Here is a 23,072-nt window from a genome sequence, read left to right as displayed (position 1 = left end):
ATTCTATTGAATAAAGGAAATATGAGAAGAGTTTTAAAGATAGGTTTAGTGGCGATGATCAGCGGATTGACCGTTGCTAATACGCACGGAGGTAATTCAGATAGAGCTGGTCAGGCTGGTGCTACCGAATTACTGATCAATCCATGGGCCCGTAGTTCTGGGTTCGCAAGTGCCAATACCGCCTCAGCTAGAGGCCTGGAAGCACAGTATTTGAACGTTGCTGGTTTGGCATTCACTACGAAGACGGAAATTCTTTTTAGCAATACGCAGTGGCTTGTCGGCTCTGGGGTGATGATCAATTCATTTGGTCTTTCTCAAAAGATCGGAGAAGCAGGTGTTATCGGGGTTGGAATCATGAATATGAATTTTGGAGATATCGACATTACCACATCAGATCTTCCTGACGGGGGTATTGGAACATTCTCTCCAAACTATTTGAACATCGGTATCTCGTATGCGAAGAACTTTTCGAATAGCATCAACGGTGGTATTACAGTAAGAGTGATCAATCAGAGTATTTCTAACCTTCACGCATCTGGAGTCGCTTTCGATGCAGGTATTTCCTATACCACACGATTGGGTAACCGAGACAAGGAAAAGAATAAGGACAACCTGCAATTTGGTATCTCACTTAAGAATGTCGGACCGCCAATGAAGTATAAAGGCGATGGTCTTTCTGTGCGAGGAACTGTTCCTGGAAGTGATAATAGCTTGACGCTTGAATATCGTTCAGCTAAATACGAAATGCCGTCTTCTCTTAACATTGGTGTTACTTATCATTGGAGAGATAACAAGTTAATGAATCGCATAACTGCCGCGGGAAATTTCGCTTCAAATAGTTTTTCGAAAGACCAATTCAACTTTGGTGTTGAGTATTCATTCAAAGAGATGTTCATGCTTCGTGGAGGATACCAATTGTTGTTCGGAAAAGGCGGAAATGATATTGCAACGTCTGCTTTGGCAGGTCCAACTGCTGGAGCAACTGTAGAGGTTGGTCTTGGAAAGAAAGGAGCGGATAAGAAAACCAAATTGGGCATCGATTATTCGTTCCGTGCCACCAATCCATTTTCTGGTGTACATGCTATTGGCATCCGACTGGCGCTCTAAGTAAAAAATCATATCTTCGTTCAAAGAGTCCCGATTCATTCGGGATTCTTTTGTTTTATACACTACTAAACATCACGTACCATGAGTACATATTTAACACAGGAAGGTTTAAATAAGCTTAAAAAAGAGTTGGATCATTTGAAACGGGTTGAGCGTCCTTCCATTTCAGCGCAGATAGCTGAAGCAAGAGACAAGGGAGATCTTTCTGAGAACGCGGAGTATGATGCTGCCAAGGAAGCTCAAGGGCTCTTAGAATTGAAGATCTCAAAGATGGAGGCAACGCTCAGTGATGCTGTTGTTATTGACGAATCGAAACTGGACACGGATAAAGTCTTGATCTTGAGTAGGGTGAAATTGAAGAATCAAGGCAACGGAATGGTTGTGGAATATACTTTGGTTCCTGAAACTGAAGCGGATCTGAAGGCAAAGAAGATTTCGGTGGAGTCGCCTATCGGAAAAGGTCTTTTAGGAAAGAAGTTGGGCGATATTGCTGAAATACAAGTGCCAAACGGCACCGTGATGTTTGAAGTGGTTGAAATAGGTAGATAATGCCAAGCATTTTCACACGGATCATCAGCGGAGAAATTCCTTGCTATAAGGTTGCCGAGTCTGAAACCTGCATTGCTTTCCTAGATATCAATCCACTTGCACAAGGGCATACTTTGGTTGTTCCTAAGTTGGAAGTGGATTATATTTTTGACCTGAACGATGCAGTTTATGCAGATCTGATGCTTTTTGCAAAGAAGGTTAGTGCAGCCATTGAACAAGTCGTTGACTGCAAACGCATAGGTGTTACGGTAATTGGTCTTGAAGTACCGCATGCTCATGTGCATCTCATTCCTATCAATAGTTTGAGTGATATGAATTTCATGCAGCCAAAGTTGGATTTGACACCAGATGAACTTGCTGCTTTGGCCCGCAAGATTGCTTCCAAGCTAGCTTAGCTCAAGCCTTTCTGTCTGGATTTTCCTTTAAAAAGGAAGCCCACCCTGAATATGCTTTTGAGCTAGACGATCTTCCGGAGCTGTTGAAATGGTGACAAACGGCTGCCGCCAATCCATCGGTCGCATCTAAGGTGATTCCATCCAGTTTAGTATTCAAAAGCGTTTCGAGCATACTGCTTACTTGCTCTTTACTTGCATTTCCATTGCCTGTTACAGACTGCTTGATTTTTCGAGGCGAATACTCAGCAATTGGAATATTCTGCGAAAGGGCTGCTGCAATGGCTACTCCTTGCGCGCGTCCTAGTTTAAGCATGGATTGAACATTCTTTCCAAAAAACGGAGCTTCAATCGACATTTCATCTGGATGATATTCTCTTATGATCTCCACTGTTCGGTCAAAGATTTTCTTCAATCGAGTTGGATGATCTTTCATCTTATCCAATTTGATCACACCCATCGTCAGCACCTTCATTTCCTTTCCCTGAATGTGAATGAGTCCGTAACCCATTATCACCGTGCCAGGGTCGATTCCCAATATTACTTTGTCAGTGGTCATATTGGGCGTGTGAGTTCAGATAGTATAATGGACGTGGCCACGCCAGCGTTCAACGATTCAACTCTTTGCTGCGATTCATTATTTGGAATCGTCAGTAACTGATCACAACATTTAAGTACAGATTCACTTATTCCATGAGATTCACTTCCGATGACCAACGCTGTTTTTACTGGCCTTGAAAGGTGGTACATGGATTCACCATTCATCGCAGCTCCAATCACCACAAATCCGTTCCGTTTACAATCTTCAATGAAAGGAATAAGGCTTTTGTATTGAACGTTCACATGGAAGAGAGCGCCCATTGTGCTCTGAACCACTTTTCGGTCGAATGCATCAACACAATCTTCAGAACAAACAATTGTGTTTACCCCAAACCATTTTGCACTGCGGATGATCGTGCCCAAGTTGCCTGGGTCATTAATGCCATCGAGAACAATTATCAACGAACAGTTCCAGTCAATGGACGGTTGTTTTGGGATTTTAGCAACAGCTAATATCCGATTCGGTGTGGATAGGCCTGAAATACGAGCAAGTTCATTTTCCTTAATCAGAAACACTGATTCTGGAGCTAATCCATTTAAGAAATCAAATGATTCTGTGCTGTAAATACTCTCGATTTCAATGCCTGAATGAACGAGTTCCTGAACGGTTTTCACACCTTCAACCACAAAAAGACCTGTTTCCTTTCTGAATTTTTTCTGCTGCAAAGCACGAATACGCTTCATGTCGGATGCAGAGAGATTCAATGGTTGGTGTAATGTTTGTGAAGGGTTGAAAAGCTGTTCTAACTTTGCCAAAGGTCAGAAATTCAAAATAATATTGATCATCAAAAACGCTGCACGGTATTTCTTACTGGCCTTTTCCGTTTTAGCGGTGTCCTGTTCGCCTACGCGCAAACTTTCTGATGGACAGTATTTGCTGACCAAAAACGCGATTCAGAACGATAGTAAAAAGGTGTCTAAAGGAGATCTTGAAGCTTTTATTAGGCAGAAGCCGAATAGGAGGATTTTTGGCTTTTATCGGTTCCATCTCCAGGTAAACAACCTTGTGAATCAGGAGAAATTGGAAGAACGAGCTCTTGTTCTAGAAGAGAAAAACAAGCAGAGAAACATCCGAAGGAAGGCAAAAGGCAAAACATTAAAAGAACGAAGAAGGTCATTTTGGGAATGGCTTGCTGATATTGGGGAAGAGCCAGTCTTATATGATGCGCTGATGACTCATAAATCTTCTGAGCAACTGGAAATATACCTGCGAGGGAAAGGACATTTTCATGCTGCGGTTTCAGACACCGTTCGTCTGAATGAGAAGAAGAAAAAAGCAAAAGTTCAATACACAATCGTAAGTGGAGAGCCATACTCGGTGCGGAAAGTGAGCTATGCAATCAACGATCATCGATTGGAACGGTTGACCAAACCAGCACGTGGTAGAGACCGGATATTGAAAGACGGAATGGACTACGATGTCGATAAGTTTCAGGCAGAACGTGATCGGATTGAGCGGATTCTGAAAAGCAACGGCTATTACGCATTTACGGATGATTATGTGCGCTTTGAAATAGATTCCAATTTAGGATCTAATCAGGTTGATCTGAAACTTTTCATCACGGACCCCGAGATCAAAGACACCTCATTGGTGAAGACTGTGGGGCATCAGATATACACCATTCGAAATATTTATCTGCACACAGATTACGACCCGAAATTGGTCCGGACGATGGATTACGATACGCTCGTTTACAACGGAGTTCATTTCATCTACAAAGGGCAGTTCAAGTATCGTCCAGAAATGCTGATCGATAAGGTCTTCTTCAAATCGGGCGATATCTATCGGGTAAAACGGGGTGAACTCACTTACCGATATCTTTCGAGCCTGCGAGCCTACAAGTTCATCAACATCTCTTACACAGAAGACATTGAAGATGATGGACAATACGTCTTAGACTGTCATATTAACCTCACACCAGGATTACGACAATCTTATGCGGTGGAATTGCAGGGTACAAATACAGAGGGGAATCTGGGTATTTCTGGTTCGTTCACTTATAGGAACAAAAACCTGTTCAGAGGTGCAGAGATACTTCAATTCAAGTTTACAGGAGGTCTCGAGTCTCAAGTGGTGGCAAGCAACATTCAAGACAACAACATCAATAAGGTATTGCCTTTCAATACTGTTGAGATCAATCCGGAGTTGAGTCTCAGCTTTCCAAAATTGCTTGTCCCTTTCAAGCCGTTCCGTGTAATAAGGTATGGCGACCCAAAATCCACGATCACATTAGGATACAACTATCAGCAAAGACCCGATTATACGCGGTCTATTTTCAATGCCAAGTTTGGGTACCAATGGTTGCAAAGCCAGAATGCGCAGCACTTTCTCAATCCCATCGAGGTCAATTTCGTGAACATCTACAACGAGTCAGATTCATTCCTCGTGCGGATAAGTAGCCTTCGAGATAAATTGCTGTCCAACACATTTGCATCTCACTTAACCACAACCACCAATTATACCTACATCTTCTCCAATCAGCGGCTCAATAAGAAAGGAAACTTCAGCTATTTCAAGGCTAGGATAGAAAGCTCAGGAAACATTCTGCGAGGCGTTATGGCCATGGTTGGAGCCAAAAAAGACACCAATAACAGTTACCGTATTCTCAATATTCCATTTTCGCAGTATTTAAAGTACGAGGTCGATTTCCGAAGGTATTGGCAGGTCACCAATTTCAGTCAGTTGGTGGTGCGTCTCAATCAGGGTTTCGGTTATCCGCTGCTCAATTTAGGTGCGCTTCCTTTCGAGGCCAGTTTTTTTGGAGGAGGAGCCAACGGTATCAGAGCGTGGTCTGCGCGCTCCTTGGGTCCGGGTTCGTTGCCAGATTCGCTCAACCTTCTCGATCAGTTCGGAGACATGAAAATCGAATTCAATCTCGAATATCGTTTTGATATCTATCGCTGGTTCAAGGGCGCATTATTTGCCGATGCTGGCAACGTTTGGCTCGTCAAAAACGACAAAGACAGACCGGGCGGGCTTTTCACCTTTAAGAACTTCTACAAGGAATTCGCCCTTGGTGCAGGGGTCGGAATCCGACTCGATTTTAGCTTTTTCATCATCCGTGTAGATGCTGCCACGCCATTCCACGATCCAGGTCGGCCCGAAGACGACCGCTGGGCCATCAAGTATTTCAAATGGTCCGATGTCAACCTCAATCTCGGAATCGGTTATCCGTTCTAGACAAATCATTTGGGCGTTCCCCCGATAAAAGATCGGGGTCAGGCTGTCCGCTATATCCCCGATGAAAAATCGGGGGATGCCGCTACCATCCTTAACGCGAAGCATCATCAGGCCACAACTGCATTACGAAGCTTTCCGATATCTAGCTGGTCTACGAGCTGTCAATTTTTGAGCACAGTTCGCGGAGAAAAAACCGTTTCAGAATTTTTTAGCTTTGCACGCTTAAAAAATGCAAAATGGCTTACGATAAGATCGCAGAATTACTTGGAAAGAATGCAGATTTACTGCTGAACCACAAAAGCACCGCTATTCCTAAAGAATCGCTTACCCTTCCTGGAGGAGATTTTGTTGGACGCGTATTTTCAGATACCAACCGAAACAATCAAGTGTTGGGAAGCATGCAATCCATTTACGGTCATGGCCGATTGGGAGGAACTGGATATGTTTCCATTCTTCCGGTCGATCAAGGAATCGAACATTCTGCTGGAGCTAGTTTTGCGCCAAACCCTATCTATTTTGATCCAGAGAATATTGTGAAGTTGGCAATAGAAGGAGGTTGCAATGCGGTGGCATCTACATACGGAGTTCTTGCTGCATGTTCTAGAAAGTACGCACACCAGATCCCTTTCATCGTGAAGATCAATCATAATGAGTTGATGACGTATCCCAATACCTTCGATCAAATCATGTTCGGTACTGTAGAAAGCGCTTGGAACATGGGAGCGAAGGCTGTCGGAGCAACCATCTATTTCGGTTCAGAAGAAAGCGGTCGTCAAATCGTTGAAGTAGCCAAAGCATTTGAGCGTGCTCATGAGCTGGGAATGGCAACCGTGCTTTGGTGCTACCTCAGAAATCCTGGATTCAAGAAAGATGGAGTAGATTACCATACAGCTGCAGATCTTACTGGTCAGGCCAATCATATTGGAGTTACCATTCAGGCTGATATCATCAAGCAGAAACTACCGGAGAACAACGGAGGTTTTAACGCTATTGGTTTCGGAAAAACACATCCGAAGGTTTATTCTGAACTATCAACTGACAATCCGATCGATCTATGCCGTTATCAAGCAGCTAACTGCTATATGGGAAAAATCGGCCTTATCAATTCTGGTGGCGCATCATCTGGTGCAACCGACCTTGCAGAAGCAGTGGAAACAGCGGTTATCAATAAGCGCGCTGGTGGTCACGGACTTATTTCAGGTAGAAAAGCGTTCCAAAAACCGATGGCACAAGGCATCGAGTTGTTGAACGCCATCCAAGATGTATATCTGGAAGACAAGGTCACTATCGCCTAGTTAGGAATGAGGAATTAGAGATTATGAATTGATTTCTTCTTCTCTATTGCTGCAACGTTCTTAATTCCTAATTTTTCATTGATTTAAGATGAGCTGGTTTAAACGCATCAAGGGAGGAATTACCACTTCAACCAAAAACAAGAAGGAAACTCCTGAAGGTCTTTGGGTGAAATGTCCAGGCAAGGAATGCGGAAAGATCATTCCTACGGCCGAAAACGAAGACAACCTTTGGGTATGCAGTAGCTGTGGTCATCATCAGCGTATTGGCTCTCGAGAATATTTCCACATTTTATTTGATGAAGGCAGGTTTGAGATCTTCGGTGAGAACCTGACATCTGCAGACCCGCTTAAATTTGTTGATAGCAAGCCTTATCCGCAGCGGCTGAAAGAAACCATCGAGAAAACGAAACTCACTGATGCTATTAGAACAGCTGTGGGCGCAATTGAAGGACAACGTACGGTAGTTGCCTGTATGGATTTCTCGTTCATCGGTGGTTCAATGGGTTCAGTGGTTGGTGAGAGAATTGCCAGAGCAGTTGACCGCTGTTTGGAAGAGAAGTTGCCATTATTGATCATCTCCAAATCTGGTGGTGCGCGCATGATGGAAGCTGCTTTCAGTTTGATGCAGTTGGCTAAGACCTCAGCCAAACTGGCTCAATTGTCCAATGCCAAGTTGCCGTTCATCTCATTACTGACCGATCCGACCACAGGTGGAGTTACCGCATCGTATGCCATGCTTGGCGATCTGAACATTGCCGAACCAGGTGCGTTGATCGGTTTTGCAGGCCCACGAGTGATCAAAGAAACAATCGGGAAAGAACTGCCAGTTGGATTTCAGACCTCTGAGTTTGTTCTCGAACATGGTTTTTTAGACATGATCATCGAACGGAAAAACCTTAAAGCCAAGTTGGCTCAGGTGCTTCAGTTGCTCGGTAATTAAGCTGTTTGAAACAGCAATAAAAAACTTCAGGCCGAGTAGATTGCAGAACTAAAAGCAATTTCTATCTTTGCGCCTCGATTTTTGTAGACTATAATAAAGAAGCAGATGTATTTGACATCAGAAGTAAAGAAAGGAATATTCAAGCAGCACGGTGGTTCTGAAACCAATACCGGCAGCACAGAAGGACAAATTGCTTTGTTCTCTCACCGCATCAGCCATTTGACTGAGCACTTGAAAAAGAACCGAAAAGATTTCGGAACTCAAAAAGCACTTCTTGACCTTGTAGGAAAAAGAAGAAGCTTGCTGACCTACCTTAAGAACCAGGATATTGAGAAATATCGTGCGTTGATCAAGGAACTCGACCTCAGAAAGTAATCATATCGTTAAGTATAAGTTGAAAAGGCAATTGTATGGTTGCCTTTTCGCGTATTTAGATGTTTGGTTCTAGGCGAACTCAGCGTGAAGCAAAAGACGGATTGTAAGAAAAATAAATAGACGTAAATAAAGAGGAAAATGAAAGCTCCAGAAGCAATTAAAACAACAATTGATGTAGGTAATGGCGTACCCGTTACCATTGAAACTGGCCGATTGGCCAAGCAGGCCGATGGTGCCGTTATCGTTCGTGCAGGAGACTGTATGTTGATGGCAACCGTAGTATCTAACGTAGGTGCTAAAGAAGGAACAGACTTCCTTCCACTATCAGTTGATTATCAAGAAAAATATTATGCCGCAGGAAAATTCCCTGGCGGATTCTTTAAAAGAGAAGCAAGACCATCGAATGCCGAGATCTTGGTTAGCCGTTTGGTTGACCGTGCTTTGCGACCAATGTTCCCATCAGATTATCACTCCGAAGTTCAAGTTATCATTAATCTGATATCTCATGATGATAACGTTATGCCTGATGCCTTGGCCGGATTGGCTGCAAGTGCTGCCATCTCTATATCGGACATTCCTTTCGGAGGACCTATTTCTGAAGTACGAGTGGCTTTGATTGATGGTAAATTCATAGTTAACCCGTCAAAAAGTGCGTTGGCAACGGCCGACATGGATATGATCATCGCAGGGACAGCATCTGATATCAGCATGGTTGAGGGCGAAATGAACGAATGTTCAGAAGACCAGATGTTGGAAGCCATCCGTATTGGACATGAAGCGATCAAAAAGCAAATTGCTGGTCAGATCGAACTGGCTTCTATGGTTGAAAAATCAAAGGTGAAGCGCGAATATTCTCACGAGAAGAATGATGAAGCGTTCAAACAAAAAGTATATGATTTCTGCTATCCGTTGGTTTACGAAATGGCAAAATCAGGTTCTGCAAAGCAAGAGCGTTCTGATAAATTGAGCGAGATCAAAGCTGCGTTTGTTGAAACCTTGTCTGAGGAAGAAAAAGAATTGCTTCCATTGTTGGGCGGATATTTCAAGTATGCTCAGAAGAAAGCCGTTCGTGCGTGTATTCTGACAGAAAGAGTTCGTTTGGATGGAAGAAAAACGAATGAAGTCCGTGGAATCTGGTCTGAGATCGATTACATCCCTTCAGCTCATGGTTCTTCTGTTTTCACACGAGGTGAAACGCAATCGTTAACTACCGTTACACTTGGTGGTAAATTGGATGAGCAACGCGTTGATAGCGTTACGCACGAAGGTTTCGATAACTTCTATTTACACTACAACTTCCCTCCGTTTTCAACAGGAGAAGCTAAATTCCTTAGAGGAGTTGGTCGTAGAGAAGTAGGACACGGAAACTTAGCAGAAAGAGCTTTGAAAAAAGCACTTCCAAAAGATAATGCTTACACAGTTCGTGTTGTGTCTGAAATTCTCGAATCAAACGGTTCATCATCAATGGCAACAGTTTGCGCAGGTTCACTTGCGTTGATGGATGCTGGTGTGAAGATCAAAGGCGGTGTTTCTGGTATCGCCATGGGATTGATTTACGATGAAGGAAAATATGCCATCCTTTCTGACATTCTTGGTGACGAGGATTTCTTGGGAGATATGGACTTCAAAGTAGCGGGAACCAAGGATGGTATCACTGCTGTTCAGATGGACATGAAGGTTGATGGACTTCCTTACGAAGTTCTTGCTGAAGCATTGAACCAAGCAAAAGAAGGTCGTCTTCACATCTTGAACGAGATGAACAAGACGATTTCTGAAGCAAAATCTGATTTCAAACCACACGCGCCACGTATTGTTGCCATGATCATTCCTAAGGATATGATCGGAGCGGTAATCGGACCTGGAGGTAAGATCATTCAAGAGATGCAAGCTGTAACTGGTGCAACCATCAATATCGAAGAAGTAGATGGAATGGGACATATCCAGATCATGGGCACAAACAAGGAGTCTGTTGAAGGAGCTGTTGCTCGCATCAAGGCAATCACTGCTCAGCCAGAAATTGGAGAGGTTTATAAAGGAAAAGTGAAGAATATCATGCCTTTCGGAGCCTTTGTAGAGATTATGCCAGGAAAAGATGGTTTGCTTCATATCTCTGAAATTGAGCACAGAAGACTGGAGAAAGTTGAAGAAGCTTTGAAAGAAGGAGATATCATCGAGGTGAAATTGATCGCTATCGATGAGAAAACTGGAAAGTTGAAACTTTCACGTAAAGTGTTGCTTCCTAAGCCAGAAAAAGCAGAATCGTAATTACGATCTCCGTTGATATTAAAGCCCCGTTTACTTCTTGTGGACGGGGCTTTTTGTTTTACTTCGTAGCACCAAAACGACCAGCAAATGCCAATCATCGCACCATCACTTTTAGCAGCCGACTTCACCAAACTTGGTGAGGAAATTGAAATGATAAATAGGAGTGAGGCCGACTGGCTTCATGTGGATGTGATGGATGGCGTTTTTGTGCCGAACATCTCGTTTGGTGAACCCGTGATGAAGCCATTGAAGAAGATTTGCACGAAGCCTTTCGATGTGCATTTGATGGTAGTTGATCCAGATCGATACTTGCAGTACTTCAAAGATTGCGGGGCAGATATTCTGACGGTTCATTACGAAGCGTGCACGCATCTTCATAGAACCATTGGTGCTATCAAGGAATTGGGAATGAAAGCGGCTGTTTCGCTTAATCCGCACACGTCCGTTGCACTCTTGGAAGATGTGCTTCCTGAGCTAGATATGGTTCTGATAATGTCTGTGAACCCTGGTTTTGGAGGACAAAAATTCATAGAGAATACCTACGACAAGGTTCGCAAACTGAGAGCGATGGCTGATAAGGTCAATCCAGATCTGATCATTGAGGTGGATGGTGGCGTGAACTTGGACAACGCTCCAAAGCTTGTTGCTGCAGGAGCGAATGCACTGGTTGCAGGAAATGCGGTCTTCAAAGCTGAAAACCCAGAAGCAGTTATTGCTGGGTTGAAGAAGGCTTAAGGTGCCCTTCGTCATTTCGACCGAAGTGGAGAAATCTATGCGTATTTGAGATTAGATTCCTCGGCTCGTTCCTCACTCGGAATGACAATTAGGAATTACCATCTACATAATCCTGCAAATACCTGAAATATTGGGTCAGTTTTCCGTCTTGTGCAATAGTGGCACGTTCCAAAATCTTCTCGGAATCTTTTCCTAAAAACAACGGAATGATCTTTTCAATCAGATCTTGCCCGAAACCTTCTGAAGCATCTTTCGGAACTTCGCATGGTAGATTGTCAACCGCCATGATGGTGATGCTGTTTTCCGCGTAAGGTTCTGCTTCTTCACCTGTTGTTCTGTCATAACCATAGATCGGATCAGCAATTGTTGATGGACGAAGTGTGGTTGGAACTGAACCTTTAATATCGCAAGTGATATCCGCTATCACTTTCACTTTAAAATCATCGGACTTTACATCTTCTTCCGTGAAGAAGTGAGCAGATTTGTTGTCCCAAAAGTGCGCTGAAATAAAGATATCTGCTACGTTGGTGAACTTGGTAAAGGTGTTCTCCCAAACGGTGCTGTCTTTTACGAATTCCGCAAAATTGGCTGGCGGATTTCCGTCCTTTTCATGGTAATCGAGAATATCGGCATTGCAGTAAACGGGCTCGTCAAATTCTTGATTTAGGAATTCTGGAATGGAAACCTGTCGAATGCCGGCTTCTTTGAAGGTTTCCTTGGCGCCATTTGCCACTTTTCCGCCTCCAGAAATGATGATCTTGGCGTTTCCGAGTTGAACCTTTTTCATCTCACGGCCCATTTCCTTCATGTCGGCACAGAGATGAGCAGGTTTCATTTCGAAAGTTCCATAGCGTTTTCCGTAGGCGATGAGCGCATTGTAAGCACCAACAATTCCTGCATAGCGACCGAAACCTAGAACTCGCGCACCGTTGGAATAAGTGAGTGTTTCGTAATCGATGAGTCGGACGTTCTTTTTCAACACTTCACGAAGAAGGTCTCGATTGTATGGTTGCTTTTTAATGGTATGCGAAAAGAAGAGCATTGTCTTTCCTTCGGCAAGCATTTCGTACTTCACTTCTTTTACTCCGAAAATGACATCGCAATCGCTTACGGAATCAACCAATTGGACGCCAATGGCCTCATATTCTTGGTCTGCAAAACATCGGATCGGACTGCGCTGAACACGAATTTCTAATTCTGGATACGCTCCTTCGAGATGTTTGCAATGCTCTGGTGTAAGTGCTACTCGCTTGTCTGGTGGCGTTTTGCCTTCTTTGATAATGCCGATCTTCATGCCGCGAATTTAGGATTTACGAACTGAGGTTTCGGTACGCGTGCGCTAGGGATGGAAGCGGCATCCTTTTTTGAGGAACGAGAAAAAGATACAGCGCACAGCCCGACCGCTTTGCGCAGCATTGCGGGAGCGCCCTGAAAAGTTGAGTTCAAAAGGTGTTTGTAAAAATGAATCGAATCACTACTTTTGCCGTCCGCTTTTTTGCGGGTATTTAAACACAAACAAATAATTAATTTATGAACCAGTACGAAACCGTTTTCATTTTAACTCCCGTTTTGTCTGAAGCTCAGATGAAGGAAGCGGTAAAGGATTACGAAAAGTTCATAAAAGCTGATGGAGGCAAAATTGTCTCTACGGAAGATTGGGGGCTACGCAAATTGGCGTATCCGATCCAAAAGAAATCCAATGGCTTTTACAACCTTTTCGAATTCCAAGCCAACCCTTCGTTGATAGCTGATCTTGAATTGCAATTCAAGCGTGACGAGCGTGTGATCAGATTCCTAACCGTAAAAATGGACAAGTTCCATGTTGAATATGCGGTGAAAAGAAGAGATCGATTAAAGAACCCTAAACCAGCTAAAGCTTAAGGATCATGGCAGGAAAGAAAGAAGGAGAGATCAGATATCTGAATCCACCTACAGTAGAAGTAACGAGAGATAAGTATTGCCGTTTTCAGAAGTATGGCATCAAGTTCATTGATTACAAAGACCCAGATTATCTGTTGGCTTTCATCAACGAGCAAGGAAAATTGCTTCCACGAAGATTGACAGGAACATCACTTAAGTATCAACGCAAGGTGGCGCAAGCTGTAAAGCGCGCCCGTCATTTGGCAATCATGCCTTACGTGGCTGACCTTTTAAAGTAAGAGACCATGGAAGTTATACTTAAAAAAGACGTAGACAACCTAGGTTACAAGAATGATCTTGTAACGGTTAAGAACGGATATGCGCGTAATTATCTTGTACCTCAAGGCTTGGCAGTTGCTGCAACTTCAAGCGCAAAAAAGGTAAGAGAAGAAGACCTACGCCAACGAGCACACCGCGAAGCTAAATTGATTGAGGAGGCAACTAAGTTGTTGGCCAAGATCCAAGGTTCTGCCATTAAGGTTGGAGCAAAGGCTGGAGAAGGAGATAAGATCTTCGGATCGGTTAACAGTATTCAAGTTGCTGATGCTATCAAAGCAGCAACAGGTGTTGAAGTTGACCGTAAGAAAGTAGGTTTGAAAGAAGCTACTGTTAAAACACTTGGAACTTACAAAGCTTCTATCCGACTTCACAAAGAAGTGGAAGGAGAGTTCGATTTCGAAGTGGTAGGAGAGTAATCTGAAACTGATAGATTTTGAAAAGGGGCGATCAGACTTAGTCTGATCGCCCCTTTTTTATTCCAAATTTTTCAGAATCCACTTGTACAGAAGAGCTCGGTCGGCAAAGGCGCTTTCGTTGGCTTGATTCAGTGATTCTTTCAACTTATAGGCTTTCTCCGAAAAGACTTCCTCGGAAACAACCGCTTGTTCAGATTTCAACGATAAGAACTTTTTGATAGCTTGTATCAACTTTAGGTAATCCTCGTCCTTGTCGTTGTACCGAACGGTGTGCTCAAAATTCTCTGCCTCGTTCATTGCCAACTCGGGTTTTCCTTTTTGCAAAAGAATGATGATCTGAATGAAGCGATAATAATAATAGTGGTCCAGGCCGCAAGCCTTTCGGTCTTCGGGAATGCAGTTTTCTGCAGCTTTGGGGTCATTTTCGAAAATGTGGCACATTGCTTTCAAGCACAGAAAGCGGTCTCGCATCCTAGGTAGATTCTCCCAAACGGAAGTATATTCAGTGATTAGCTCTATGGCCTGTTCGTGACGCTCTAAACGGATAAGAGTGCTTAGGTAATTGAATACGAAACTGATGAGTTTTCCATCTTCCAAACCTGTACCGAACTCCAACGCTTTTTGATGATAAGGCAGGGAGGTTTCCAATTCGCGAAGCAGAAAATACTCTAAAGCGATGGAAGCGTTCACGGTCGCCAGCGCAGCATTCTGATCAAACGACTTTGAGTTGATTTCTGATACGAATCCCGCAGCGTTTTTGAGTAATCCAATTTTCTCTTCACCTCGGTGTGCATAGGCTTTGGTCAAAGCTGCAAAGTGATTTGATAAGACATCATTCCGTTCGATATCCGAAGGATCGATCGAAACGGTTTCCAAGGGAGCAACCTGAATGTCTGATCCGATCGCCTGAAGCGTTCTTTCCGCAAAAGCCTGCTTATGTCTCCCGAACAGATGTTGGTGGGTGAAGTACCGTTTCAACGTTTCCTGATAATCGGTCAGCAATTCTAAGATCAGCTTGTAATTCTCAATTGTAGCTTGTCGTGTTGAGATCAGGTGATTGATGGCGAGTTTTTGAATTTCCAGAGCAACCTCCAATTCTAATTGGCCCTTGGCTTCGTTGACCACTTTTTCCCATTCACGGTCAAAAAGATCGAAGGCATTCCGATCGATGAACGATTGCAAAAGCAAGTGCTTTTCCTCAAGCGGACTGTCACGAATCGCCTTTTTTGTCTGCTCCATGGCGAGGAAATTTGTCAGCTCTTTTGACAACAATCGAAACTCATTGCGAAGCAGGTAATCCTTGTGTTTGGAATAGTTGGTTGCAAATGTCCTTTTGAAGAGTATTTCCTTCTCGAAACCATCAGACCTTGACGATTTCAGACCTGAACAGATAGCATCAAAAAGGAGTGGGAGGGAAGTCCGTTTCGCATCACGCAACTGATTGCCGAAAGCTTTCCTTTCCTGATTGCTCAGCAAAGCGACCAGCGCAACGGTTCTATTTCCTTTTTCTGACATTATTTCATCACAAGTTTAGTTTTTTCTCCTTGTGTTCAGGTGTGCAGCTGCCGCAATTTTGCCTGCAACTGAACATAAACCATTAAACTATTTACAATGAAAAGATTACCAACATTTCTTTTGGCGACTTTCCTGATAGGTTCGCTTTGCTCTTCGTGCAATACCGACAAGGATGACGATGACAAATTGCCAGACGCGATTTTCAACGCCACGGTGACAGGTGCAATTAGCCAAAACATCAGTTTTACCCTTGCCGAAAACATGGTAAACGGAACACAGGCCGTGAATGGAAGTTACACTGGTGCTTCTGACATGTTTGCTATGTCTGCACAGGACATTGGAACCTGGCAATTCGGCATTTCCTATAGTGCCACAAGCTTCGGAGTTGGGACTTACGATGTATTAGGCACAAGTGGATTTAGCAATCCTTCCTTGGCCCAGGCTGGATTTTTGGCGACTTCCGGAACCATTAGCATCAGCAAAGCCGAATTGTACCAGGGTGTCGGATCAGGTTTGGGAGGTGCTGACGATTATTTCATAGACGGTTCATTCACCATACTTATGGAAAGTACCGATACACCTCCTCAGCAGATTCAGGTCAGTGGAAGCTTCACAGGAATCAATATTAAGGTTAACTGAAAATCAATTGAACGTCTTTGTTCAGTGAGCGTTCGAGTTCTTCGGATGCAAGGTTTGGCTCTGATTCACGCATTGCGTGAGTCGGGGCTTTTTTTACTCAAACCTCAAACTCTCAATCGGATCCAGATTGGATGCCTTAATGGCAGGGTAAATTCCTGAGACAACTCCAACCACAAAGCAGATGATCACTCCAACGATTATCCACAACCATGGGATAATGAATCCGCCACCGATAAAACTTGAAACACCATTACCGATCATAATTCCGAACACAATTCCGAACAATCCGCCTAGAACGGAGATGGAAACTGCTTCTACCAGAAACTGAAGTCGGATGAATGCTTTTGTGGCGCCAAGTGCTTTCCGAACGCCCACTTCACGTGTTCGTTCTGTAACGGAAACAAGCATGATGTTCATCAGTCCAATCGCTGCGCCCATCAGTGTGATAATGCCGATCATGAATCCAGCCACTTGAACTTCATAGAGGTTGTCCACCAACATTTTTGAAAGGTTGTCGCTTCGGACAACTTCGAAGTTGTTTTCCTCGCTGGCCTGCATACCTCGAACTACTCGGAACGTTCCGGTGGCTTCGCTGATGGCACTTTCCAACGAAGCGATATTGTCTGCCAATACGCTAATGGTGAATGATGTTTTCGGTCGGAGGAAATGCTGGCGAGCATTGGTCAAAGTGATCATGCAGGTTTTGTCGCCACCAAATCCCATACTGGAACCTTTCTCTGCCAAAACGCCAATGACCTCATATTTGTAGGCGCCTACGGTTACTATTTTTCCGATCGGGTCAAGATTTCCGGGGAAAAGCACGGTTTTGATCTCTTTACCGATCACAATGACAGGAATGCCGAAACGTAGGTCCATTTCAGAAAAGTTCCTTCCCCGTTCTATTTCGTAGCCACTGGCGGCAAAGTAATTGGCATCGCAACCCATTACGTTGATGTTCGGTTGGGTTTTTTCAGATCCGTGTTTCAATGTAGATGCAAATGATGCGTATGCAGAAACACTTACAAGCGCAGGAAATTCAAAGGTTTCTTGAAAACGTTCGGCTTCTCGATATGTGATGTGTGTGTAATTCTTCGGTTTTTTTCCACCTCTACCAATACGGATGTTGCTTCCGCGATTTCGGATGGTGAATGTATTCGCCCCCATACTCGTGAAATTGCTGGTGATGGAACTTTTTATTCCATCGATAGAGGTCAGAATTCCGACAAGCGCAGTAATGCCAATGGCGATGATCAGCATGGTAAGAATAGCGCGCAGCCACTGACTTCGAATGGAGCCCAAAGCCACTTTTACGTTCTCAGTTACAAGCTGTAAATACTTTCTGTCCATTCCTCAATTACGACCTGCGAAAGGTAGCTATTTGAACGTAGTTTTTGCCTTGATTATGGTGCGCTGATTGCCTAAATTCGCGCTCGGAAAATGAACGGGTTCTAAACTGAATTGTTCATCGGCTAAAAGCGAATTCGCAAATCAATAAACAACATTAAAAATACTTCTGCTATGAGTATGTATGAAGATTATCTAAAGGAAATCGAAGAACGAAAAGCGCAAGGTCTTCATCCGAAGCCAATTGATGGTGCGGAGTTGCTAAGCGAGGTTATTGATCAGATTAAGGATCTGAGCAACCCACACAGAAAAGATTCTCTTAATTTCTTCATTTACAATGTGCTTCCAGGAACCACGCCTGCGGCAGGTGCAAAAGCAGAATTTCTAAAAGAAATAATTCTTGGACAGGAATCAGTTGAAGAAATTTCGACTGAATTCGCTTTCGAATTGCTGTCTCATATGAAAGGAGGACCATCTATTGAGGTGCTTCTTGATCTTGCTTTGGGAGAAGACGCAAGCATCGCGAAAGCAGCCGCGAAGGTTCTAAAGACTCAGGTATTCCTATATGATGCAGATACAGCTCGCTTAGAGACAGCCTTCAAAGCTGGTAATGCGATCGCTAAGGAATTGATTGAAAGCTACGCCAAGGCAGAGTTCTTTACGCAGCTTCCAGATATAGAAGAAGAGATCAATGTGGTCACATTCATCGCAGGTATTGGTGATATCTCTACAGACTTGCTTTCTCCTGGTGGCGATGCGCACTCTCGGTCAGACCGTGAGTTGCATGGTCAGTGCATTTTCGAGCACAACAAGGAAATGCAGAAAGAACTTACTGCGCTTAAGGCAAAACACCCAGACAAGCGAGTGATGTTAATTGCCGAAAAAGGCACAATGGGCGTTGGTTCTTCCAGAATGTCTGGCGTGAATAACGTGGCTTTGTGGACGGGTGTTGAGTCTAGTCCGTATGTGCCATTTATCAATATTGCTCCTGTAATTGCTGGAACGAATGGAATTTCTCCGATCTTCTTGACCACCGTTGGTGTAACTGGCGGTATCGGAATCGACCTTCAAAACTGGGTGAAGCAAAAAGATGCTGATGGAAATACCGTTGTTGATGCTGATGGAGAACCAGTTCTAGATCATGAGTATTCTGTAGAAACAGGAACTGTTCTTACAATTAATACCAAGACGAAGAAGCTTTACAGCGGTGATAAGGAATTGAAAGACATTTCGGCAGCGCTGACTCCTCAGAAAATGGAGTTCATCAAAGCCGGGGGGTCTTATGCTGTTGTTTTCGGAAAGAAATTGCAAACGGTTGCTTGCAAAATTTTAGGAATCAATGTTCCTCAAGTGTATGCTCCTTCTAAAGAAATTTCAATTGAAGGACAAGGTCTGACTGCCGTTGAGAAGATTTTCAACAAGAATGCAGTTGGAAATACACCAGGTAAAACATTGCATGCTGGCTCTGATGTTCGTGTTGAAGTAAACATTGTAGGTTCTCAGGACACTACAGGTCTAATGACTTCGCAGGAATTGGAGAATATGGCTGCTACGGTAATTTCTCCAATTGTAGATGGAGCTTACCAATCAGGTTGCCACACAGCTTCTGTTTGGGATGATAAGTCGAAGGCGAATATTCCAAGGTTGATGAAATTCATGAACGACTTTGGATTGATCACAGCTCGCGACCCGAAAGGCGTTTATCCAGCTATGACGGATGTAATTCATAAGGTATTGAATGACATTACGGTGAGCGATTGGGACATCATCATCGGTGGTGATTCTCACACAAGAATGTCGAAAGGTGTTGCTTTTGGTGCTGACTCAGGAACGGTTGCATTGGCATTGGCCACGGGTGAAGCGACAATGCCAATTCCACAATCTGTGAAAGTGACTTTCAAGGGAGAGATGAGAAGTTTCATGGATTTCCGTGATGTTGTTCATGCAACGCAGCAGCAAATGTTGAAGCAGTTTGGCGGTGAAAACGTGTTCCAAGGACGAGTGATTGAGGTTCATATTGGAACCTTGACATCTGACCAAGCTTTCACGTTTACAGACTGGACTGCAGAGATGAAAGCGAAAGCTTCAATCTGTATTTCTGAAGATGCAACGTTGATTGAATCTTTGGAGATTGCTAAATCCCGTATCCAGATCATGATTGATAAGGGAATGGATAATAAGACGCAAGTTCTGCAAAGATTGATTGACAAGGCTGAGCGTAGAATTGCCGAGATCAATTCTGGAGCGAATCCAACATTGAAGCCAGATGCCAATGCTAAGTACTTTGCTGAAGTTGTTATCGACCTAGATGAGATTGCGGAGCCGATGATTGCCGATCCAGATGTGAACAATGAGGATGTTTCTAAGCGCTACACGCACGATCAGATTCGACCATTGTCTTTCTACGGTGGTACTAAGAAAGTGGATTTAGGATTCATAGGTTCTTGCATGGTTCACAAAGGAGACATGAAGATTTTGGCTCAAATGCTTAAGAATATTGAAGCTCAGCAAGGTAAAGTGGAGTTCAAAGCTCCTTTGGTTGTTGCGCCTCCAACGTATAATATCGTTGATGAATTGAAAGCGGAAGGCGATTGGGCAGTATTGGAGAAATACGCAGGTTTCGTATTTGACGATAATGCTCCGAAAGCAGCAGCTCGTACCAAGTACGAAAACAAGCTTTACTTAGAACGACCTGGTTGCAACCTTTGTATGGGTAACCAAGAAAAGGCAGAGCCAGGCGATACCGTAATGGCAACTTCAACACGTTTGTTCCAAGGACGAGTTGTGAAAGATTCAGGCGAAAAGAAAGGCGAGTCTTTGTTGTCGTCAACTCCAGTGGTTGTGTTGTCTACAGTTTTGGGTAGAACTCCAACAATGGCCGAGTACGAAGCCGCGGTAGATGGTATCGTCTTAACTCGATTCAAACCATCAGCGAAGAGCTTGGTGCTTGCTTAAGTCCACGAGATAATTAACCAGAAAACCCGAGTTAAACGCTCGGGTTTTTTTGTGTCTTTATTTTCGAATCATTTCCCAATAAATGAGTTTGATTTGAACTAGAAGCCGATTCCACTTGTTGTAAAATCAAGAGGCAGAATTTGAAATTCCGCTAAGCATTGATACCTTACGGATTATCACAACAAAACATTTTCAAACATGGCAGCATTCGATTTAGATATGATTAAAGAAGTATACGCTCGTTTTCCAGAGCGTATCGCGGCAGCACGAAAAGCAGTTGGTAAACCACTTACGCTGGCCGAGAAAATCCTTTACACTCACTTATGGGATGGAGAGGCAACTCAGGAGTACGAAAGAGGTAAGTCTTACGTGGATTTTGACCCAGATAGAGTGGCCATGCAAGATGCAACGGCTCAAATGGCTTTGTTGCAATTCATGCAAGCTGGAAAACCGAAAGTGGCTGTTCCATCCACAGTTCATTGCGATCACTTGATTCAAGCACGCATTGGCGCAACGGCCGATTTGCAGGAAGCGATGAACAAAAGTTCTGAGGTATTCAATTTCTTAGAAAGCGTTTCCAACAAGTATGGTATTGGTTTTTGGAAGCCAGGAGCGGGCATTATTCATCAAGTGGTGTTGGAGAATTATGCATTCCCAGGCGGAATGATGATTGGAACCGACAGCCACACCGTGAATGCTGGTGGCTTGGGAATGGTTGCTATTGGAGTTGGTGGTGCGGATGCGGTTGACGTGATGGCTGGAATGCCTTGGGAGTTGAAGTTTCCGAAATTAATTGGAGTTAAACTGACCGGAAAACTGAACGGTTGGACCTCTCCAAAAGATGTCATCTTGAAAGTAGCTGGAATTCTTACGGTGAAAGGTGGAACAGATGCGATTGTTGAGTATTTCGGAGAAGGCGCCAAAAGCATGTCGTGTACCGGAAAGGGAACCATTTGCAACATGGGCGCGGAGATCGGTGCTACCACTTCAACCTTCGGTTATGACGAAAGTATGGAGCGTTATTTACGTGCTACAGGTCGGGCTGATGTTGCTGATCTGGCAAACGGAGTAAAAGAGCATTTGACAGGCGATGATGAGGTTTACGCAAATCCAGAGAAGTATTTCGATCAAGTAATTGAGATCGATCTTTCTACACTTTCTCCATACATCAACGGACCGTTTACGCCAGATTTGGCTACGCCAGTTGCTGAAATGAAAGAAGCTTCTGCGAAAGCAGGATGGCCAACCAAAATTGAGTGGGGATTGATCGGTTCTTGTACCAACTCTTCTTACGAGGATATTTCGAGGGCATGTTCCATTGCAGAAGATGCATTGGCCAAAGGCTTAAAGCCAAAGGCTGAGTTCGGTATCAACCCAGGTTCGGAGCAGGTTCGGTTCACGATTGAACGCGATGGTTTTATCAACACATTCGAGAAGCTTGGAGCCACAATTTTCACCAATGCTTGCGGACCATGTATCGGACAATGGGGCCGTTACAGCGACCCGAAAAATGGACCGAAGAACACGATTGTTCATTCGTTCAATAGAAACTTCAGCAAGCGTGCGGATGGAAACCCGAATACACACGCATTTGTGACTTCGCCAGAAATGGTTGCAGCGTTGGCAATGTCTGGAGACTTGAACTTCAACCCAATTACCGACACGCTTACTAACGATAAAGGCGAGCAAGTTAAATTGGCCGAACCACATGGGTTTGAACTTCCACCAAAAGGATTTGACGTGGAAGACAACGGATATCTGGAGCCTGCGGAAGATGGCAGTGGAGTAGAAGTAAAAGTGAAACCGGACAGCGACCGACTTCAATTGTTGGCAGGATTTGCTCCTTGGGATGGTAAGAACATAACAGGTGCCAAATTGCTGATCAAAGCGTTCGGAAAATGTACCACCGACCACATCTCGATGGCAGGTCCATGGTTGCGTTACAGAGGTCACTTAGATAATATCTCAAACAACACATTGATCGGTGCGGTGAATGCATTCGGTGGAGAGACCAATAAGGTGAAAAACCAATTGGACGGTTCATTCGGAGAAGTTCCTGCGGTGGCGCGAGCGTACAAAGCAGCAGGTGTTCCATCCATTGTTGTTGGAGACAGCAACTATGGAGAAGGTTCTTCTCGTGAGCACGCAGCGATGCAACCACGCTTCTTGGGCGTTCGTGCCGTATTGGTGAAGTCATTCGCCCGGATTCACGAAACCAACTTGAAGAAGCAAGGAATGTTGGCGTTAACCTTCGCAAACGAAGCAGATTACGACAAGATCCAAGAAGATGACACCTTCAACTTCGTTGATCTGACGGAATTTGTTGACGGCAAACCACTTACCATCGAAGTGGTTCATGCGGATGGTTCTAAAGACACCATCGTAGCAAACCACACGTACAACGAAGCACAAATTGGGTGGTTCAAGGCTGGTTCAGCTCTGAATATGATCAAAGCGGAGGCTGCGGCTAACGCTTAATTGTTTGACTATTTTTGAAGCGGGCATCAGACGTGGTCTGGTGCCCGTTTTTGTTTTCACCTATTTATTTAACCCTATAAATGATAC

General features: G+C 44.0%; 20 protein-coding genes. 15 read left to right on the top strand and 5 right to left on the bottom strand.

Features of this window, described 5'->3' with window-relative positions:
• Positions 1–21: 21 nt before the first annotated feature.
• The 3 genes from K9J17_07195 to K9J17_07185 all read left to right on the top strand — a co-directional run bounded on the left by K9J17_07195 (position 22) and on the right by K9J17_07185 (position 2,051).
• A complete protein-coding gene (locus K9J17_07195; GenBank protein MCF8276503.1) occupies positions 22–1,107 on the top strand; it encodes a PorV/PorQ family protein in 1,086 nt (361 codons plus the stop codon).
• An 81-nt stretch (positions 1,108–1,188) separates the two neighbouring features.
• Positions 1,189–1,656 carry a transcription elongation factor GreA gene (greA, locus tag K9J17_07190; GenBank protein MCF8276502.1) on the top strand — a complete coding sequence of 156 codons (468 nt, stop codon included), beginning with the start codon at positions 1,189–1,191 and terminating at the stop codon, positions 1,654–1,656.
• Positions 1,656–2,051 carry an HIT family protein gene (locus K9J17_07185; GenBank protein ID MCF8276501.1) on the top strand — a complete coding sequence of 132 codons (396 nt, stop codon included), beginning with the start codon at positions 1,656–1,658 and terminating at the stop codon, positions 2,049–2,051. Before greA ends, K9J17_07185 begins: the two co-directional genes overlap by 1 nt.
• 1 nt (position 2,052) lies before the next feature.
• On the opposite strand, the gene ruvC is transcribed toward K9J17_07185, so the two are convergent.
• Together ruvC and K9J17_07175 are read right to left on the bottom strand one after the other, a co-directional pair.
• Positions 2,053–2,607 (bottom strand): crossover junction endodeoxyribonuclease RuvC, encoded by a 555-nt coding sequence (gene ruvC / locus K9J17_07180; GenBank protein MCF8276500.1) that lies wholly within the window; start codon positions 2,605–2,607, stop codon positions 2,053–2,055.
• The gene (locus K9J17_07175; protein ID MCF8276499.1) at positions 2,604–3,404 is read right to left on the bottom strand and encodes an RNA methyltransferase; all 801 of its coding nucleotides are present in this window, start codon (positions 3,402–3,404) and stop codon (positions 2,604–2,606) included. The genes ruvC and K9J17_07175 overlap by 4 nt, the downstream gene beginning before the upstream one ends.
• Before the next feature lie 22 nt (positions 3,405–3,426).
• Between K9J17_07175 and K9J17_07170 the strand changes: the two genes are divergently transcribed.
• From K9J17_07170 to rpe, 6 genes are all read left to right on the top strand, one after another.
• Positions 3,427–5,829: a BamA/TamA family outer membrane protein gene (locus K9J17_07170; GenBank protein MCF8276498.1), complete on the top strand. Its 2,403-nt coding sequence runs from the start codon at positions 3,427–3,429 to the stop codon at positions 5,827–5,829.
• Positions 5,830–6,065: 236 nt separating this feature from the next.
• On the top strand, positions 6,066–7,124 hold the full coding sequence (locus tag K9J17_07165) for a class I fructose-bisphosphate aldolase (protein MCF8276497.1): 1,059 nt from the start codon (positions 6,066–6,068) through the stop codon (positions 7,122–7,124).
• A gap of 88 nt (positions 7,125–7,212) precedes the next feature.
• Positions 7,213–8,064, top strand: a complete 852-nt coding sequence (accD, locus tag K9J17_07160; protein ID MCF8276496.1) for an acetyl-CoA carboxylase, carboxyltransferase subunit beta — start codon at positions 7,213–7,215, stop codon at positions 8,062–8,064.
• A gap of 105 nt (positions 8,065–8,169) precedes the next feature.
• Entirely contained in the window at positions 8,170–8,439 is a 270-nt protein-coding gene (rpsO, locus tag K9J17_07155; protein ID MCF8276495.1) for a 30S ribosomal protein S15, read from the top strand.
• A 138-nt stretch (positions 8,440–8,577) separates the two neighbouring features.
• Positions 8,578–10,704 (top strand): polyribonucleotide nucleotidyltransferase, encoded by a 2,127-nt coding sequence (locus K9J17_07150; GenBank protein MCF8276494.1) that lies wholly within the window; start codon positions 8,578–8,580, stop codon positions 10,702–10,704.
• A gap of 87 nt (positions 10,705–10,791) precedes the next feature.
• The gene (rpe, locus tag K9J17_07145) at positions 10,792–11,439 is read left to right on the top strand and encodes a ribulose-phosphate 3-epimerase (protein MCF8276493.1); all 648 of its coding nucleotides are present in this window, start codon (positions 10,792–10,794) and stop codon (positions 11,437–11,439) included.
• A gap of 88 nt (positions 11,440–11,527) precedes the next feature.
• Here the strand turns inward: rpe and K9J17_07140 are convergent, their stop codons facing one another.
• On the bottom strand, positions 11,528–12,733 hold the full coding sequence (locus tag K9J17_07140) for an NAD(P)-dependent oxidoreductase (GenBank protein MCF8276492.1): 1,206 nt from the start codon (positions 12,731–12,733) through the stop codon (positions 11,528–11,530).
• A 236-nt stretch (positions 12,734–12,969) separates the two neighbouring features.
• On the opposite strand from K9J17_07140, the gene rpsF reads away from it, so the two are divergent.
• The 3 genes from rpsF to rplI are packed head-to-tail and all read left to right on the top strand — an operon-like array spanning position 12,970 to position 14,054.
• Positions 12,970–13,320, top strand: coding sequence for a 30S ribosomal protein S6 (rpsF, locus tag K9J17_07135; protein ID MCF8276491.1), 351 nt, complete (start codon positions 12,970–12,972; stop codon positions 13,318–13,320).
• A 5-nt stretch (positions 13,321–13,325) separates the two neighbouring features.
• Positions 13,326–13,598, top strand: coding sequence for a 30S ribosomal protein S18 (gene rpsR, locus K9J17_07130; GenBank protein MCF8276490.1), 273 nt, complete (start codon positions 13,326–13,328; stop codon positions 13,596–13,598).
• A gap of 6 nt (positions 13,599–13,604) precedes the next feature.
• Positions 13,605–14,054, top strand: coding sequence for a 50S ribosomal protein L9 (gene rplI / locus K9J17_07125; GenBank protein MCF8276489.1), 450 nt, complete (start codon positions 13,605–13,607; stop codon positions 14,052–14,054).
• A 57-nt stretch (positions 14,055–14,111) separates the two neighbouring features.
• On the opposite strand, the gene K9J17_07120 is transcribed toward rplI, so the two are convergent.
• Positions 14,112–15,569, bottom strand: a complete 1,458-nt coding sequence (locus K9J17_07120) for a hypothetical protein (GenBank protein ID MCF8276488.1) — start codon at positions 15,567–15,569, stop codon at positions 14,112–14,114.
• Positions 15,570–15,665: 96 nt separating this feature from the next.
• On the opposite strand from K9J17_07120, the gene K9J17_07115 reads away from it, so the two are divergent.
• Complete coding sequence (locus K9J17_07115; GenBank protein ID MCF8276487.1) at positions 15,666–16,208, top strand: hypothetical protein; 543 nt, start codon at positions 15,666–15,668, stop codon at positions 16,206–16,208.
• Between the two features lie 93 nt (positions 16,209–16,301).
• Here the strand turns inward: K9J17_07115 and K9J17_07110 are convergent, their stop codons facing one another.
• The gene (locus K9J17_07110) at positions 16,302–17,555 is read right to left on the bottom strand and encodes an ABC transporter permease (protein ID MCF8276486.1); all 1,254 of its coding nucleotides are present in this window, start codon (positions 17,553–17,555) and stop codon (positions 16,302–16,304) included.
• A 171-nt stretch (positions 17,556–17,726) separates the two neighbouring features.
• On the opposite strand from K9J17_07110, the gene K9J17_07105 reads away from it, so the two are divergent.
• Positions 17,727–20,507, top strand: coding sequence for a bifunctional aconitate hydratase 2/2-methylisocitrate dehydratase (locus K9J17_07105; GenBank protein ID MCF8276485.1), 2,781 nt, complete (start codon positions 17,727–17,729; stop codon positions 20,505–20,507).
• Positions 20,508–20,705: 198 nt separating this feature from the next.
• Positions 20,706–22,985 carry an aconitate hydratase gene (locus K9J17_07100; GenBank protein MCF8276484.1) on the top strand — a complete coding sequence of 760 codons (2,280 nt, stop codon included), beginning with the start codon at positions 20,706–20,708 and terminating at the stop codon, positions 22,983–22,985.
• The last annotated feature ends 87 nt before the right edge of the window (positions 22,986–23,072 follow it).

The sequence above is a fragment of the Flavobacteriales bacterium genome (assembly GCA_021739695.1).
Lineage (GTDB): Bacteria > Bacteroidota > Bacteroidia > UBA10329 > UBA10329 > UBA10329.
This window is presented reverse-complemented; position numbering and strand designations above follow the sequence as displayed.